At 40.3% G+C, this 16,407-nt stretch carries 13 protein-coding genes and 1 riboswitch; of the genes, 10 read left to right on the top strand and 3 right to left on the bottom strand.

Annotation, left to right across the window (positions count from 1 at the left end; all coding sequences use genetic code 11):
• Window positions 1-110: 110 nt before the first annotated feature.
• From ACSLUF_RS03675 to metK, 3 genes are all read left to right on the top strand, one after another.
• Complete coding sequence (locus ACSLUF_RS03675; RefSeq protein ID WP_435624779.1) at window positions 111-1,010, top strand: GLPGLI family protein; 900 nt, start codon at window positions 111-113, stop codon at window positions 1,008-1,010.
• Window positions 1,011-1,019: 9 nt separating this feature from the next.
• Window positions 1,020-3,701 carry a carboxypeptidase-like regulatory domain-containing protein gene (locus ACSLUF_RS03680; protein WP_435624780.1) on the top strand — a complete coding sequence of 894 codons (2,682 nt, stop codon included), beginning with the start codon at window positions 1,020-1,022 and terminating at the stop codon, window positions 3,699-3,701.
• Window positions 3,702-3,868: 167 nt separating this feature from the next.
• A complete protein-coding gene (gene metK / locus ACSLUF_RS03685; RefSeq protein ID WP_435624781.1) occupies window positions 3,869-5,122 on the top strand; it encodes a methionine adenosyltransferase in 1,254 nt (417 codons plus the stop codon).
• 1 nt (window position 5,123) lies between these two features.
• On the opposite strand, the gene ACSLUF_RS03690 is transcribed toward metK, so the two are convergent.
• Both ACSLUF_RS03690 and ACSLUF_RS03695 read right to left on the bottom strand, forming a co-directional pair.
• Complete coding sequence (locus ACSLUF_RS03690) at window positions 5,124-5,702, bottom strand: hypothetical protein (RefSeq protein WP_435624782.1); 579 nt, start codon at window positions 5,700-5,702, stop codon at window positions 5,124-5,126.
• A 15-nt stretch (window positions 5,703-5,717) separates the two neighbouring features.
• Window positions 5,718-6,059, bottom strand: a complete 342-nt coding sequence (locus ACSLUF_RS03695) for a hypothetical protein (protein WP_435624783.1) — start codon at window positions 6,057-6,059, stop codon at window positions 5,718-5,720.
• Window positions 6,060-6,234: 175 nt separating this feature from the next.
• Between ACSLUF_RS03695 and ACSLUF_RS03700 the strand changes: the two genes are divergently transcribed.
• Complete coding sequence (locus ACSLUF_RS03700) at window positions 6,235-8,166, top strand: CocE/NonD family hydrolase (RefSeq protein ID WP_435624784.1); 1,932 nt, start codon at window positions 6,235-6,237, stop codon at window positions 8,164-8,166.
• A 10-nt stretch (window positions 8,167-8,176) separates the two neighbouring features.
• On the opposite strand, the gene ACSLUF_RS03705 is transcribed toward ACSLUF_RS03700, so the two are convergent.
• Complete coding sequence (locus ACSLUF_RS03705; RefSeq protein WP_435624785.1) at window positions 8,177-8,578, bottom strand: hypothetical protein; 402 nt, start codon at window positions 8,576-8,578, stop codon at window positions 8,177-8,179.
• A 169-nt stretch (window positions 8,579-8,747) separates the two neighbouring features.
• A riboswitch (SAM riboswitch) is annotated at window positions 8,748-8,853 on the top strand.
• A gap of 106 nt (window positions 8,854-8,959) precedes the next feature.
• Here ACSLUF_RS03705 and ACSLUF_RS03710 point away from each other — a divergent pair.
• The 6 genes from ACSLUF_RS03710 to ACSLUF_RS03735 all read left to right on the top strand — a co-directional run bounded on the left by ACSLUF_RS03710 (window position 8,960) and on the right by ACSLUF_RS03735 (window position 16,398).
• A complete protein-coding gene (locus ACSLUF_RS03710) occupies window positions 8,960-10,234 on the top strand; it encodes an O-acetylhomoserine aminocarboxypropyltransferase/cysteine synthase family protein (RefSeq protein WP_435624786.1) in 1,275 nt (424 codons plus the stop codon).
• Window positions 10,235-10,307: 73 nt separating this feature from the next.
• A complete protein-coding gene (gene thrA, locus ACSLUF_RS03715) occupies window positions 10,308-13,694 on the top strand; it encodes a bifunctional aspartate kinase/homoserine dehydrogenase I (RefSeq protein WP_435624787.1) in 3,387 nt (1,128 codons plus the stop codon).
• A gap of 1 nt (window position 13,695) precedes the next feature.
• On the top strand, window positions 13,696-14,862 hold the full coding sequence (locus ACSLUF_RS03720) for a trans-sulfuration enzyme family protein (protein ID WP_435624788.1): 1,167 nt from the start codon (window positions 13,696-13,698) through the stop codon (window positions 14,860-14,862).
• Window positions 14,863-14,915: 53 nt separating this feature from the next.
• The gene (locus ACSLUF_RS03725) at window positions 14,916-15,326 is read left to right on the top strand and encodes an RrF2 family transcriptional regulator (RefSeq protein WP_435624789.1); all 411 of its coding nucleotides are present in this window, start codon (window positions 14,916-14,918) and stop codon (window positions 15,324-15,326) included.
• 174 nt (window positions 15,327-15,500) lie between these two features.
• Window positions 15,501-15,764: a DUF2061 domain-containing protein gene (locus ACSLUF_RS03730; RefSeq protein WP_435624790.1), complete on the top strand. Its 264-nt coding sequence runs from the start codon at window positions 15,501-15,503 to the stop codon at window positions 15,762-15,764.
• A 10-nt stretch (window positions 15,765-15,774) separates the two neighbouring features.
• Window positions 15,775-16,398: a phosphoadenosine phosphosulfate reductase family protein gene (locus tag ACSLUF_RS03735; RefSeq protein ID WP_435625803.1), complete on the top strand. Its 624-nt coding sequence runs from the start codon at window positions 15,775-15,777 to the stop codon at window positions 16,396-16,398.
• The last annotated feature ends 9 nt before the right edge of the window (window positions 16,399-16,407 follow it).

The raw sequence follows: 16,407 nt of genomic DNA on the forward strand, positions 1-16,407 counted from the left end.
TAAATATGAATTGAGGTTTTTGGACGCTTAACACACGTTAACACTTGTTAACCATGCATTTGAAGTTAGTGTTTCATTTTTGTGATGCGTTCAATCAAAAAAATACAACGATGAAAACAAAACACTGGATACACTTATTGCTCGTTTGTTCTTTTACCTCGGTTGCCATTGCGCAAGATTTTCAAGGGAAAGCAATGTATCAGACTAAAACCAATGTAGAAATCAACCTGGATGATCGTCAGATATCAGAAGCCATGAAACAACGCATCCGGGATAGGATAAAAAGTAGGACAGAACAAAGTTTTGAGCTTGTGTTTGATAGAACAGCCTCGGTATATACTCAAGAAGAGAAACTCGAAGCTCCGGGGACACAAGGTGGTTTTAGGATGGCTTTTGCGGGTGTTGGTGGCGGAGAGTACTACAAGAATATTCAAGATCAGGAATATGCAAATCAGACCGAGATGTTTGGCAAAATGTTCTTGATTAAAGATAGTTTGACTACTTGGGATTGGAAGTTGGGTACGGAAACCAAAAAAATTGGAAACTATACGTGCTACAAAGCCACAGCCACAAGACAGGTCAATGGAGAAATGTTGACCAGAATGCGCAATGCTATGAACCGAAATAATGCGCCAAACCAAGAAGAGGACAAAGATTCTACTGCACAGGGTAGTTCCAATAGTAATTCAATACTAGCTAGAATAGAAGAACCGGAGAATTTGGAAGTTGTTGCATGGTACGCTCCTGAGATACCAGTAAACCAAGGGCCTGGGCCCTATTGGGGTTTACCAGGATTAATTTTGGAGGTCAATGATGGTAGAACCGCCATTTTGTGTTCCAAGTTGGTGCTTAATTCCAAGGAGAAACTAAAAATTGAAGCCCCTAAAAAAGGCAAACAAGTATCCCAAGAAGAGTATGATGCCATACTCGCTGAGAAAATGGAAGAAATGTCAGAGCGATTCCGCTCGGGTGGCCGTGGGAATGGAGCCAGAATCATGATTGGCGGATAAAAATTTCAGATGAATTTGAAGCATTTTTTAGTGCCAATTTGCTTGGCATGGGCGAATATTGCCTTTGGTCAGGTAAGAATATCAGGAAAAGTAACAGATAGTTTACAAAACCCCTTGGATGTTGCCAATGTTGTTGCGATTAACAAGACTACTCAGGCTTTGGATGGCTTTGGGATTACAACACCGCAGGGAGAGTTCAAAATCAATGTAAAAAAGAATACGGAGTATGTCCTCAAAGTGAGCTATTTAGGTTTTGAAACCCAAGAAATACAACTGCAAACTCGAGAGGAAGATATTTACTTGGATATTACCCTATTCTCCCAACCTGAAAATCTGGATGAGGTGGAATTGGTTTACGAAATTCCTATTACCATAAATGGGGATACTATTGTTTACAATACCGATTCCTTTGTTTCTGGCACTGAGAAAAAACTGGCGGATGTACTTAAAAAACTTCCTGGAATAGAGGTGAATGATGATGGTGAGATTGAAGTTGAAGGTAAAGCGGTGACCAAAGTGATGGTTGAAGGCGACGATTTTTTTGATGGTGATTCAAAATTGGCTTCCAAAAATATTCCTGCCAATGCATTGGATAAGGTAGAGGTTTTACGCAATTACAGTGAAGTCTCACAGCTAAGCGGCCTGACCAACAATCAAGATAATGTTGCTTTGAATATTAAGTTGAAAGAGGGCAAAAAGAAATTTTGGTTTGGTGAAATCACAGGTGGTCTTGGACCAGATGAAAGGTATGTGGCACATCCAAAATTGTTTTATTACAGTCCAGAGTTCAGTTTAAATGTACTGACGGATTTGAACAATGTGGGAGAGGTTCCTTTTTCTTTGAGGGATTATTGGAATTTTACAGGTGGAACCCGAGGTAATGTACGTACTAATACGGGTACTTCTTTTACAACCGGTGCTTCAGGTTTGGGTTTGAGCACCGTTCAAAATAATAGGGCAAATTCTATTGAAAGTGAATTTGGAGCAGTTAATTTTAGCTATAAACCTTCCCGTTCATGGAGAATCACGGGATATGGAATTTTTTCGAACACGAACACCTTGCTGGAGACAACGGCTACTCGAACTTTTATATCCACGAATGAAGTTGAAAGCACGCAAACGCTGGCAGACCAGTCCACAAGTTTTGGATTGGCCAAACTTACTTCCAATTATAAACCTTCCAACAAATTGCAGTGGGATTATGAGGTTCTTATGCGCCGTGTAGATGAAGATGAAGAGACGAACACCCTCTCCGTAGCCGACGTTACGGATTCAATTTTCGAAAATCAGAATCAAAATCCGCTAACAGTTACGCAAAATTCAAATCTATACTATACCCTGAATGACAAGAACATTTTTGCGTTGGAAGCACAATATGAGTATTCGGAAGAAGACCCTTTTTACAATGTTGTTCGGGATGAACAACCTTTTCCTGGGATTTTGCCTACGGATATCATGCAAAATAGGTTTGACATTGCCCAACAGCAGTACACCCAGACCAATCGGTTAGATGCCAAGTTGGATTACTTTTGGGTATTGGGACCAAAAAGTAATTTGAATTTTACCCTTGGTACCATTCAAAGTAGTCAGCGTTTCAATTCCTCTATCTTTCAAATCTTGGATGGAGGTGACCAAAATACATTTGAAGATGACGAGTTGGGCAACCAGGTAAAATTCAATTTTTCGGATTATTACTTCGGACTGCATTACAAATTGATTTTTGGGAAATTCACTTTGAATCCTGGTTTTCATGTGCATAGTTATCAGGCAAAAAATCAGCAATTGGATACCGAGGTCGAGGATACTCTCTTCAATATTGTACCGGATGTATTTGTGAACCTTCAGTTGAAACAATCGGAAAGTATTCGTTTCTCTTATACCATTCAGCGGGAATTTTCAGATATCAATCGATTGGCCAGTGGATTTGTTTTTTCCAACTACAACGCCCTTTATCGCGGGAATCGAGATTTGGAAAGCGCGCTTTTTCATCGGGCGCAATTAAATTTCTTTAGTTTCAGTATGTTCAATCAGCAGAATATTTTTGCTAACATCATTTATTCCAAAAGGATAGATGCCTTTAAGACCAATACTGGTATTGTTGGAATCAATCAGGTTAATACTTCAATCAACTCAAATTTGGACGATGAAATCCTAAGTGGAACAGGAAGTTATCAACGGACTTTTGGAAGGATTAAGATCAGCGCACGCAGTACATTTTCTTATTCGAACACTTTTAATATTGTAAATGATATTCCACAAAATTCCGAATCATTTGCCCAGGATTATACTGCTTCCCTGGGTAGCAGCTTTACCAAAGCACCCAATTTAGAACTAGGGTATAGGTATACAGTGAACAACTACAACACTGGGGGAACGGAAACCACTTTTTTTACGGATAGACCTTTTGCCAAACTGGATTTTGCCTTCCTAAAAGGGTTTATCCTGCTAGCCGATTACGATTATTATTTTTATAGAGACAGAAACCAAACCATTGAAAATAAATACGGCTTTCTTAACGCATCGTTGTCTTATCAAAAGCCTGATAGCAAATGGGAATTTAGCGTAAATGCCACAAATTTGACTAACAATCAGGATTTGAACCAAGATACGTTTAACGATTTGTTTTTCAGGACTTCCCAATATGCTGTACAGCCCAGGTACATCTTATTTAAGGTTAAATATGATTTGTAAACAGCCATATTTAGATTTGGTTTTTTTGTGGGGTTTAGCTTTTGCCATATTTTTGCCATTCGAAATGAGGAAAGATTTGACTGATTGCAACCTCGGAAAAAAATGCTAAAAAGTGAAGTAAACTTTCTTCCGGGCATTCGTCAAATCTTCCTGTAAACAAATTTTGAATGCCATATTTATTTACTTCCGAATCTGTAAGTGAAGGACACCCTGACAAGATAGCGGATCAAATTAGTGATTCACTTTTAGATAACTTCTTAGCATTTGACCCAGAAAGCAAAGTGGCTTGTGAAACTTTGGTGACCACAGGACAAGTAGTTCTCGCCGGAGAGGTGAAGAGTAATACGTATCTGGATGTCCAAAACATTGCCAGAGATGTAATCAATAAAATAGGATACACCAAAGGAGAATATCAGTTTAGCGGGGATTCTTGCGGCGTGATTTCATTGATACATGAACAGTCACAGGACATTAACCAAGGCGTAGATAGAGGTAGCAAAGAAGAGCAAGGAGCGGGTGACCAAGGAATGATGTTTGGTTATGCTACCAAGGAAACAGAAAACTATATGCCTCTGGCCCTTGATATTTCGCACAAAATACTTCAGGTTTTGGCCGATATCCGTAAAAATGGGAAGGAAATATCATACTTGCGACCTGATGCCAAGGCGCAGGTGACCATTGAGTATTCAGACGATAATGTACCACAAAGAATTGATACCATTGTGGTATCAACACAGCATGATGATTTTGATACTGACGAAAAAATGCTGGCTCAAATCAAAAAGGATATCATCGATATTGTTATTCCAAAGGTAAAAGCTTTGCTTCCTTCCGAAATTCAGGAATTGTTTACTGATAATATTACCTATCATATCAATCCGACAGGGAAATTTGTAATAGGCGGACCTCATGGTGATTCGGGACTGACCGGACGTAAGATTATTGTGGATACCTACGGTGGAAAAGGTGCCCACGGAGGTGGGGCTTTTAGTGGAAAAGACCCAAGCAAGGTAGATAGAAGTGCTGCGTATGCAGCGCGACATGTCGCCAAGAATTTGGTAGCTGCGGGTGTTGCAGATGAGATTTTGGTACAGGTAAGTTATGCCATAGGGGTAGTGGAGCCCACATCTATTTTTGTGGATACGTATGGTACAGCAAATGTGAATATGAATGATGGAGAAATAGCTCGAAAGGCATCACAGTTGTTTGATATGCGACCTTTTGCTATAGAGGAAAGACTGAAGCTTAGAAACCCAATATATCTGGAAACTGCTGCTTATGGACACATGGGAAAAACTCCAAAAACAGTAACCAAGGTTTTTGAATCTCCTTATAATGGGCGAGTAGAAAAGGAAATAGAGCTTTTTACTTGGGAGAAATTGGACATGGTTGACAAAGTCAAAGCTGCTTTTGGTTTATAGTCTAAGCGTTTAGACTTGCTTTTTCGGTTTCATTAATGCGACTCACATCAATGGTAATACCTCTATTTTCCCTGGTGACAGCGTAGACGAATTTTCTACCCCAGATTATTTCTGAAGCCTTGTAGGAAGATCGGGAATATACGGTTTGTGATGACGATTCGTCAAATGCGCGCATTGAAATGATGAATTCGGCATCCTTTTCCAGCACATCCTTATCAGAAAGTCCAAATAATGGACTGGATTCTGAAATGGGATGTACGATGGTCCACATATACGGCATAAAAGCCACCTTGTCCCTTTCCAGTTCAAGTGAATGAAAGTCCCTTAATTCCGAATTTTTACGTTGCATGGCAAGATTGACTCGCACCTCAAGCTCCAATAATTGATTTTTCTGAGGGTTTACGATTCGGAACATAAAACCATTGATTTCTCTGTAAGGAGCAATCACAGCATTTTCACTATATCGGATTTTGGCGGAAGGCCTGGAAAAACGTCCGTACAGCAATCCTGTAGCCAATGCAAACCCAAGCAGTCCCAACATAGATTCAATTGCGGCCACGATATTGGCTGGATAACCCATTGGCGCCACTCTTCCCTAACCCAATGTGGTAATCGTCTGGGCACTGAAGAAAAAGCCCTCCATAAACTTGTCAAAATTGGACGCCGCTCGAATTCCGGTAAGATTTTCAACGCCGATTGACCAATAAATTGCCCCAAAAAGGATGTTGATAGTGAAATAGGCCACTAATATCCAACCAAAAAAGCGGGACCAAGACATGGTTATCAGGGAATGAAAAAAATTCAATCGCTCAAAAAATGGAACGTTTACTTTCTTTACATTGAAAGACCCATCTTTATTTAGGGCCCGATAACCTCCTATGTCATTTTTGGTGCCCAGACCAAAATCGTTGTATTTTCTCTTTTTTCTAACCGCCATTTATTTCTAATTGAGAGGGATATGCTCATTAAAACTTCTGACGAATTTAATTGTTTTTTTCAGCTTCAAACAAACTTCAATGTTGCCTGTATCATGGTGAACAAGAATGGTCAGCTGGCCTGTTGGGATAAGATGGTTTTTCGTAGTTTTAGGCATTCGGTAAATTCAAGATTTTATGAGAGGTTTATTCCGCATTTTAGTTGTAGTGTTTGTTTTAGGTTGTGTGTTTCAATCGTGCAAGAAAAAGACCGCACAGGTTGAAATAGAAGAAAACTACGTAGCTCTTCACTACACCAAAAAAGAAGTTGATATAGAAATGCGGGATGGGGTCAAACTGCATACTACCATATATTCTCCAAAGGATACCTCAAAGGAATATCCAATTCTAATGCAACGCACACCCTACAGTTCCAGACCTTATGGCGAGGACCAATTTAGGACACAAATTGGGCCCAATATTCATTTAATGCAGGAAGGAAATATTATTGTCTATCAGGACGTACGGGGGCGATGGATGAGCGAGGGACACTATGATAACATGCGTGCCTATATTCCTAATAAAAGTTCAGAAAAAGATATTGATGAAAGCTCGGATACCTATGATACCATTGAATGGTTGGTGAACAATGTTGAAAACAACAACGGAAAAGTGGGTGTTTGGGGCATTTCTTACCCTGGTTTTTATGCTACCTATGCTACTGTGGATGCGCATCCTGCATTGAAAGCCGCATCACCCCAAGCCTGTATCGGAGATTTCTTCTTTGATGATTTCCACCACAACGGGGCCTATCTGTTGAGTTATTTTAGGGCAACCTCACTTTTTGGCACACCAAGACCTGATAACGATAGTCCTATTGACACGGCTTGGTATAACTTGCCAGATATAGGAACGGAGGACCAATATCAATTTTTCTTGGATTCAGGGCCTTTGGAAAATCTAAATTCCTTTTTTGAATACGAAACCGCTGATACCCCTAAAATACGACCAGAGGGAGTTACCGATGATTTCTTTTGGAATGAGTTGAAGGACCATCCGAACTACGACGAATTATGGCAAAGTAAGGGAATCATTCAACACTTGAAGGATGTAAAAAGCCATGTGGCTACGATGATTGTTGGAGGATGGTTTGACGCGGAAGACTTGTATGGCCCATTGGAAACCTACAAAAACATCGAAAAGTACAATGAAGGAAATTACAATACTATGGTTTTTGGACCATGGGACCACGGTGCATGGGCGCGAAGAAATGGAAGAAACGCCGTAGGGAACTACTATTTTGGGGATTCTATTTCTGAGTTTTTTCAGGAAAAAATTGAGACCAAATTTTTCAATCACTTTTTAAAAGGAGATGGGGATGGCAATACCGGGCTTCCCGAAGCCTACGTGTTTGATTCTGGTAAAAAAGAATGGTCCACAATGGATGCATGGCCTCCAGAACAAAGCGTAAAAAAGACCTTCTTCCTTTCTGAAAATCAGAAATTGGCAGAACAGCCTACGGCAACTTCCTCAATTCAGTTTATCAGCGATGTAAAAAAACCGGTTCCCTACTCTGAGGACATCAAAAGTGTCTTTACCCCTAGAAAATACATGACCGATGACCAAAGATTTGCAGCACGCCGTTCGGATGTGCTGGTTTTTGAAACCGAGGTAATGGAAGAAGATTTTACCCTTGCCGGGGATATCATGGCCAAACTGAATGTGGCCACCACAGGAACCGCTGCAGATTGGATTGTAAAAGTGATTGATGTTCATCCGAATGATGTGGAGACCAACGAAGAAATGCAAGATCATTTAAAACTGTCCAATTACCATCTCATGGTACGTAGTGAGGTTATGCGAGGCCGTTTTCGCAATAGCTTTTCTGAACCCGAGCCATTTATTCCTAACAAGAAAACAGCTGTTAATCTAAAATTACAGGATGTTTTCCATACCATCAAAAAAGGTCATAAGCTGCAGATTCAAGTGCAGAGTACGTGGTTCCCGTTGATAGATTTAAATCCCCAAACCTATGTGGAGAACATCTTCAAGGCGGAAGAGGAGGATTTTAAGACACAGACCCATACGGTGTTCACCGATTCCAGTATTGAATTTTCTGTGCTACAGTAAGGAATTAGAATTACTGAATATCTTCATTGGTTATCTGATATTCGTAGAAATATTGTCTTTTGGAAGGTTCGCGTACGCTCCAAAAAGCTTCAACCCCATAGATGTTTCTACCAGGAGTGGTTGGTTTAAATATTTTTAGAATTTCTTCAGATGCATTTTGAATATAGACGGAATCAAACTGGACCAAAGAAGGTTCAAGAAAGCTACCTGTAGTTGAAGAAGCTTGTTGAAACAAAACAGTTTCTTCTGAAGCTATTTCCAAAGTTTTATTATCCTCGACAAACTGTGAGGACACAAAACGAATGGATAAGTTTTGCGAGGTTGTGTTTGTAATATCGGCATCCATGGTCGAATAAGGGTCGCAACCATAGCAGGCCAAGGCGGCAAAACCGAGTAGTAAAATCTTTTTCATAGCGAAGTTTTAAAAAGATCAACAACTGAAGTTAGGGATTCCCGAATCCCTTTACGTTATGTTATCATTAAATAATAGACTTGGGGTAAATTGTAATATTTTGAAAATTATTAGGATTTTAAAAAAATCTAACTTAATCTTTGTACAACAAGTTCAAACACGTATTGAATAGTTATCAAGAAAGGTGGAGGGAATAGACCCAATGAAGCCTTAGCAACCCTTGTTTCTTTGCAAGAAGGTGCTAAATTCTATCCCTATTTGGGAATAGATAACATCAATCGATTATCTCGATTCACTTTCTTATAACTTTTTGATTCATCCAACGATAGAGTTGGCGTTTGACTTTACTGAATTTGTATTTCAACAATTAAAACTAAAGTCATGAGCGATCAAAAATTTTCAACCAATGCCCTTCATGCCGGGCACGATGTAACTGTAAATGGGGGTACAAGGGCTGTTCCCATTTATCAAAGTACAGCCTATGTGTTCAACAATGCCGATCATGCAGCGAATCTTTTTTCTCTTCAGGAATTCGGTAATATTTATACCAGAATCAACAACCCGACCAATGATATTTTGGAACAACGCCTAGCTGCTCTTGAAGGAGGTATTGCTTCGGTGGTATGTTCCTCTGGAACGGGAGCTATTAATACCGCGCTTTTGGTACTTTTAAAGGCAGGGGACCATATTGTGTCTTCGAACAGCCTTTATGGGGGGACTTACAACCTGTTCAGTGTTACGCTTCCCAGACTAGGCATTACTACAACATTTGTGGATCCATCTGACCCAGCGAATTTTGAAAAAGCGGTTCAGGAAAACACTAGGGCCTTTTTCGTGGAATCCCTCGGGAATCCCAAATTAGATGTTTTGGATTTGAAAGCTATTTCTGCAGAAGCTAAAAAAGCACAGGTTCCATTTATTGTGGACAATACCGTAGCATCTCCCTCACTTTTAAATCCGATTGAACATGGGGCCAATATTGTTATTCACTCTTTGACCAAATACATCAATGGTAATGGAACGGCTTTGGGAGGCGCTATTATTGATGCTGGAACATTTGATTGGGCGAATGGCAAATTCCCCGAATTTACCGAACCTTCTCCTGGATATCATGGACTAGTTTATCATGATGCTCTAGGACCTGCTGCCTATATTGCTAAAGTACGAATAGAGGGGCTACGAGACCATGGCGCCTGTTTAAGTCCTTTCAATGCTTTCCAAATTATCCAAGGATTGGAAACCTTGGAAGTCCGTATGCAAAAACACAGTGAGAATGCACTGGAAATAGCAAAATGGCTTGAGGATAGGGAAGAAGTGACTTGGGTAAACTATCCTGGATTGGATTCCAGTAAATACAAAGCATTGTCAGATACTTATCTTCCCAAAGGACAAAGTAGCATTGTTACGTTCGGGGTAAAAGGAGGTTTTGAATCGGCCAAGAAGGTGGCGGATGAGACACAGATTTTCTCATTGCTGGCCAATATTGGAGATACTAAATCCTTAATTATTCACCCGGCTAGCACGACGCATCAACAATTAAACGAAGAAGAGCAAGAATCTGCTGGGGTCACTTCGGATTTGATTCGACTTTCGGTAGGATTGGAAGATACTTCAGATTTAAAAGCAGACTTGGAACAGGCTTTCTCCAAAATTTAAACGAGTTAGAACAATAGGCTGAAGAGTAGGTTGCAATTTATTCTCCGGCCGAAAATGGTATAGATTTTCATCCATGCTCCATCATTTAGAAATTAAGGATTTTACTACTTATGTAGGTGCTACGCAGGATTTGAAATTGTCCTACGAAGTCTTTGGTCAACCCCTACATTCAGCTCCAGTGGTTTTGGTAAATCATGCCTTGACCGGGAACTCCAGCGTTGCTGGGGAAGCGGGTTGGTGGTCCGATATTATTGGTGACGGTAAGTGCATCGACACCCAAAAGTATACGGTGCTAGCCTTTAATATTCCTGGTAACGGGTATGACGGTTTTGTAATTGAAAATTACAAAGATTTTGTTGCAGGGGATATTGCCCGAATCTTTCTTCTAGGGTTGGAACAACTTAAAGTAAATCGTCTTTTTGCCATTATAGGAGGTTCTTTGGGAGGCGGTTTGGCATGGGAAATAGCTACTTTGAATCCAGGTATTACAGAACATTTGATACCGGTTGCCGCTGACTGGAAATCCACAGACTGGTTGATTGCCAATTGCCAGATTCAAGAGCAGATTTTGGTCAATTCCAAAGAACCGGTCCATGACGCCCGTATGCACGCCATGTTGTGCTACCGGACTCCCGAATCGTTCAAGGAGCGTTTTAAAAGGACCACGAACGAGGAGCTACAAGTGTTTAATGTGGAAAGCTGGTTGATGCATCATGGCAAGAAACTGCAGGAAAGATTTCAGTTGTCGGCCTATAAGCTGATGAATCAGTTGCTAAAGACAATCGATATTACAAGGAATGGAGAAGAAGCCTTTGAAAAGCTGGAAAACAGCGATACCAAAATCCACATCATCGGAGTTAATTCCGACTTGTTTTTTACAGCTGAAGAGAACAAAGAAACGTACAGGAAGTTAGCCTTGTCGAATACCAATGTCACCTATGGCGAAGTACAATCCTTGCACGGACATGATGCTTTCTTAATGGAGTTTCATCAGCTGGAAAAGCTTTTGGAACCCATTTTTCAACAGCAGAAAAAAACCGAACGCCCCAAGATTTTGAAATTTGGGGGTAAGTCCTTGGCTAATGGAAAAGGACTAGGACATGTGCTGGAAATTATCGAAAACCGGGTAAAGGATAAGGAAAATTTTATTGTAGTGCTTTCGGCACGTGGTAAGGCTACCGATGAGCTGGAGAAAATGCTGAAGATTGCCGCAAAGGGTAAAGACTTTGATAAAGATTTCGCCCATTTTTCAGCCTATCAAAAAGATAATTTTGAGCAAGTGGACATTTCCAACGAGTTGGGTGTCGTGCAAAGAATTTTAAACGGTGTTTCCCTAACTGGCGACTATAGCGCCAAAACCAAAGATGAGCTTTTGTCCTATGGGGAGCTGATTTCTGGGAAAATGGTTACGGAATTGCTCAACTCATCTGGAATTAAGGCCCAACTGTTAGATTCCAGGGAACTCATAAAAACAGATGATGCTTTCAGCAATGCTAAGGTCGATGAGCAACAATCCAAGGAAAACACGATTCGAATTTTTCAAAGTTTGAACCCAGAGGTGCTTCCTATCGTCACAGGATTTATAGCTTCTAATCATGAGGGTGTTACTACGACTTTAGGACGAAATGGCACCAACTATACAGCGGCTTTGTTAGCTAACTTTTTGGACGCGCAAGAATTGGTGAATTATACCCATGTAGACGGCATTTTTACTGCGAATCCAGATTTGGTTCCAGAGGCTAAGCTTATCGATTCCATTTCGTATGAGGAAGCCAATGAACTTGCAAATTTTGGTGCCACCATACTTCACGCCAAGACTATTGTTCCGCTTATCGAGAAAAACATTCCGCTGAGTATTCGGAACACATTTAACCTGAATAGCCCAGGAACACGTATTGAAGCCAACCCCAGTGATGAAGGCATCAAATCACTATCCATACAAGAAGATATGGCCTTGGTATATCTAGAAGGTAGGGGACTTTTGGGCAAGGTTGGCGTGGATGCTCGTATTTTTAGGGCTTTGGGCCAGAATAATATCAATGTTGGAATTATTTCCCAAGGTTCATCTGAAAGAGGAATCGGTCTAGTGGTGGATGCTTCAAAGGCACAAAAGGCCAAAAAAGTATTAGACCAAGAGTTTGAAACAGATTATAATTTTCAAGACGTCAGTGAGATTTCTGTGTATAAGGATGTTTCGGTCATCTCTATAATAGGCATGGATTTAGGAAATTTCCATAAGCCTTTTAATGCCTTGGTAAAAAACCAAATTACCCCATTGCTTTTCAACAATACAGTTACGGGCAGAAATGTGAGTATCGTGGTAGAACAAGCAGACTTGCATAAGGCATTAAATGTAATTCATGGACAGATTTTCGGGGTGTCCAAACGAATCAATTTGGCCATTTTTGGGCATGGAAATGTTGGAGGTACATTGATAGAACAAATATTAAACTCACAAGAAAAAATTGAATCCAGAAAAGGAATTGACCTAAGGGTTTTTGCAGTGGCCAATTCTAAAAAAGTAGTATTGCATTCTAAAGGATTGGATAAGAATTGGAAGGATAGAATGAGAGAGCAAAGGGGCGAATATGTCGTAGAAGATATCATCGACTTCGCGAAGCAATATCATTTGGAAAACTTAATTGCAGTGGACAATACGGCAAGTGAAGTTTTTGTCTCCCAATATGAAAAACTCATCGAACACGGTTTTGACTTGGTCTCTTCGAATAAGATAGCGAATACCTTAGGTTTTGACTTCTATGAGTCTATCCGTAGTCAACTCGAGGAATATAAAAAGCAGTACTTATACGAAACAAATGTTGGTGCAGGTTTGCCATTAATTGACACTATTAAACTATTGCACCTTTCTGGAGAGAACATCACCCGGATTAAGGGAGTGTTTTCAGGTTCCTTGAGTTACATTTTCAACACATTTTCTGAAACCAAGGTACCGTTTTCCAAGGTGGTGCTTGAAGCCAAAGAAAAAGGATATACCGAACCCGACCCAAGAGAGGATTTGTCAGGGAACGATGTGGGAAGAAAACTATTGATTTTGGCACGGGAATTGGACCTTCAGAACGAGTTTGAGGACATCACGATAGATACGTTAATCCCTGATGATTTACAAGAGGTAAATGTGCAAGAGTTTTTGGATAAGGTTACCGCAATGGATGAAAAGTATGCCCAACTCAAAGCAAGTCAGAAACCGGGTCATGTACTTCGATATGTAGGTGATTTGCATGGGGATTTACAGCAAGAAAAAGGTATTTTGGAAGCGAAGTTGGTATCAGTTCCCAAGGAAAGTGCTTTAGGACAAGTAAAAGGTTCGGATTCCATCATAGAGATTTATACGGAATCCTATGGTGAAAACCCCTTGGTCATTCAAGGAGCGGGTGCTGGAGCCGCGGTAACAGCAAGAGGAGTTTTTGGAGATATTTTAAGAATAGCTGAAAAAGCATGATATGAACAAGAAGAAATTCGAAACCGAAGCGGTCAGGACACAGCTGGAGCGTACCCAATTTTTGGAACACTCCGTCCCCATGTATCTCACTTCAAGTTTTGTATTCGAGGATGCTGAGGATATGCGCGCTTCCTTCGCAGAAGAAAAAGACCGGAATATTTACTCCAGATATTCCAACCCAAATTCATCCGAGTTTATCGAAAAAGTGTGCAAAATGGAAGGAGCAGAAAGTGGCTTTGCCTTTGCTTCCGGTATGGCAGCTGTATTCTCAACCTTTGCGGCCCTTCTGGATAGCGGAGACCATATTATTTCCGCAAAGAGCATTTTTGGCTCTACCTATAGTCTGTTCAACCAGTTTTTTCCCAAATGGAATATAGGAACGAGTTATTTTGAAATAAACCGTTTGGAAGAGATTGAGAAGCTAATTCAACCCAATACTAAGGTCATTTACGCAGAATCACCTACCAATCCAGGAGTGGATATATTGGATTTGGAAGCACTGGCAACTATAGCCAAAAAGCATGATTTGATTCTAATTATCGATAATTGTTTTGCCTCTCCTTACCTACAACAACCCATAAAGTTTGGAGCGGATTTGGTCATCCATTCCGGCACTAAGCTCATGGATGGACAAGGACGTGTGTTGGCGGGAATAACTGTTGGTAGTTCCGAACTAGTTGATAAGATTTATCGTTTTTCTAGAATAACAGGTCCAGCGCTTTCCCCGTTCAATGCTTGGGTATTGTCAAAAAGTTTGGAAACCCTGGCTTTGCGGGTCGATAGGCATTCATCGAACGCACTCCAGTTGGCTAACTTTTTGGAAGGGCATTCCAAAGTAAATTGGGTGAAATATCCGTTTCTTAAGTCACATCCACGATACGAGTTGGCGAAGAAACAGATGAAGGCTGGAGGATGCGTGGTTGCTTTTGAGGTAAAAGGTGGACTTGAAGCAGGAAAGAAGTTTTTTGATAAAATTCAATTATTGTCCTTGTCAGCCAATTTAGGCGATTCTCGGAGTATTGTAACCCATCCTGCGTCAACAACGCATAGCAAATTGAGCACTGAGGAAAGGGCATCTGTAGGCATTTCTGATGGGATGGTTCGGATTTCAGTGGGGCTGGAGCATATAGATGATATTATTAATGATATAAATCAGGCATTGGGATAATAGTCTAACCCAAGGTATATAGGGCAATAGCTTATTTTCCCTATATTCGTGGGATGCTCTCCAAGAAGACAAAATATGGTCTTAAGGCCCTGGCCTATCTCGCTTCAAGAGACAGTAATGAGCCTGTTCAGATTGCCGAAATCGCCAAACATGAGAACATATCACAAAAATTCTTGGAAAGTATACTTCTTACCCTTCGTAGAAATGGGTTTCTTGGTTCCAAAAAAGGTAAGGGTGGGGGATACTATCTAATCAAAAGCCCCCAAGACATTCTAATGACTTCTGTGATGCGCGTGCTGGAAGGACCAATTGCCATGGTTCCTTGTGTAAGTCTCAATTTTTATGAGAAGTGTGACGATTGCCCAGATGAAAATGAATGTGCGGTAAACAAACTTATGCTGCAAGTGCGGGACAGCGCCTTGGATGTCTACCGAAATAATACCCTAGCGGACTTAATTTCATAAAAGTTTTTCATCTAGTCTTAAAATACAATGAGAATTTACTAAGCAATGAATGAATTATTTATTAATCTAGTAAAACTATAGGTTGATTATAATTTTATCGATGTTTTAACGATTTACTTTAATTAATACTTCTATTTTTGATAATCCTAGTAAATCTATAGGAAATATAAAAAGATGATTGCAGACCAACTTTTAATAAACAGTAAGGACTCTAAAGTTACTTACAATACGGACAAAACTTCAGAGAAACCAAAACGCAGTATTGCCAAATCCATTAGCTGGAGAATTGTAGGCACATTGGATACCGTATTGATTTCTTGGATAATTACCGGAACATTTTCTTTGGCCTTTTCTATCGGAATGGTAGAGTTGGTAACCAAGATGGTACTATACTTTTTTCATGAACGAATTTGGAATCGCATTGGTTGGGGTAGATAAATTAAATTTTATGGCATTAACAGGAAAGCAAATATCAGAATTGAATAAAAGGTTCAAGGAATTTGAACCTCAGGATATCATACAATGGTCATTACGCTACGCTAAGGTACCTGTTTTGACCACCAACTTTAGGCCGTATGAGGTCGCCATTTTGCATGCCGTTACCCAAGTGGACATCGATATTCCAGTTATATGGTGTGATACCGGGTATAATACTTCTAACACCTATAAACATGCAGAAGATTTGATATCTCGTTTGGGACTGAATATTAAGCTGTATGTCCCCAAGCAAAGTGCGGCCCATCGAGATGCGACCATGGGGATTCCAGATATTGAAGACCCCAAACATGCTGTATTTACGGAGCAAGTTAAACTTGAGCCTTTTAAGAGAGCTATGGAAGAACACCAACCCGATGTGTGGTTTACCAATCTTCGCAAAGGGCAAACAGCACACAGGGATTCATTGGATATCTTCAGTCTTGGTAATGATGGCATATTAAAAGTAAGTCCATTTTATCATTGGAGCGATACGCAACTGGATGCCTACTTGGACGAGAGAGGATTACCCAACGAGTTTAAATATTTTGATCCCACAAAGGTTTTGGAAAACCGTGAATGTGGATTACATACCTAAATCAATTTA

It is taken from the genome of Flagellimonas sp. (genome assembly GCF_965601775.1).
Classification (GTDB): Bacteria; Bacteroidota; Bacteroidia; order Flavobacteriales; family Flavobacteriaceae; genus Flagellimonas.

Coding starts and splice junctions, on each gene's coding strand:
- ACSLUF_RS03675 (WP_435624779.1), top strand. CDS start 111: ATGAAAACAAAACACTGGATACACTTATTGCTCGTTTGTTCTTTTACC.
- ACSLUF_RS03680 (WP_435624780.1), top strand. CDS start 1,020: ATGAATTTGAAGCATTTTTTAGTGCCAATTTGCTTGGCATGGGCGAAT.
- metK (WP_435624781.1), top strand. CDS start 3,869: ATGCCATATTTATTTACTTCCGAATCTGTAAGTGAAGGACACCCTGAC.
- ACSLUF_RS03690 (WP_435624782.1), bottom strand. CDS start 5,702: ATGGGTTATCCAGCCAATATCGTGGCCGCAATTGAATCTATGTTGGGA.
- ACSLUF_RS03695 (WP_435624783.1), bottom strand. CDS start 6,059: ATGGCGGTTAGAAAAAAGAGAAAATACAACGATTTTGGTCTGGGCACC.
- ACSLUF_RS03700 (WP_435624784.1), top strand. CDS start 6,235: ATGAGAGGTTTATTCCGCATTTTAGTTGTAGTGTTTGTTTTAGGTTGT.
- ACSLUF_RS03705 (WP_435624785.1), bottom strand. CDS start 8,578: ATGAAAAAGATTTTACTACTCGGTTTTGCCGCCTTGGCCTGCTATGGT.
- ACSLUF_RS03710 (WP_435624786.1), top strand. CDS start 8,960: ATGAGCGATCAAAAATTTTCAACCAATGCCCTTCATGCCGGGCACGAT.
- thrA (WP_435624787.1), top strand. CDS start 10,308: ATGCTCCATCATTTAGAAATTAAGGATTTTACTACTTATGTAGGTGCT.
- ACSLUF_RS03720 (WP_435624788.1), top strand. CDS start 13,696: ATGAACAAGAAGAAATTCGAAACCGAAGCGGTCAGGACACAGCTGGAG.
- ACSLUF_RS03725 (WP_435624789.1), top strand. CDS start 14,916: ATGCTCTCCAAGAAGACAAAATATGGTCTTAAGGCCCTGGCCTATCTC.
- ACSLUF_RS03730 (WP_435624790.1), top strand. CDS start 15,501: ATGATTGCAGACCAACTTTTAATAAACAGTAAGGACTCTAAAGTTACT.
- ACSLUF_RS03735 (WP_435625803.1), top strand. CDS start 15,775: ATGGCATTAACAGGAAAGCAAATATCAGAATTGAATAAAAGGTTCAAG.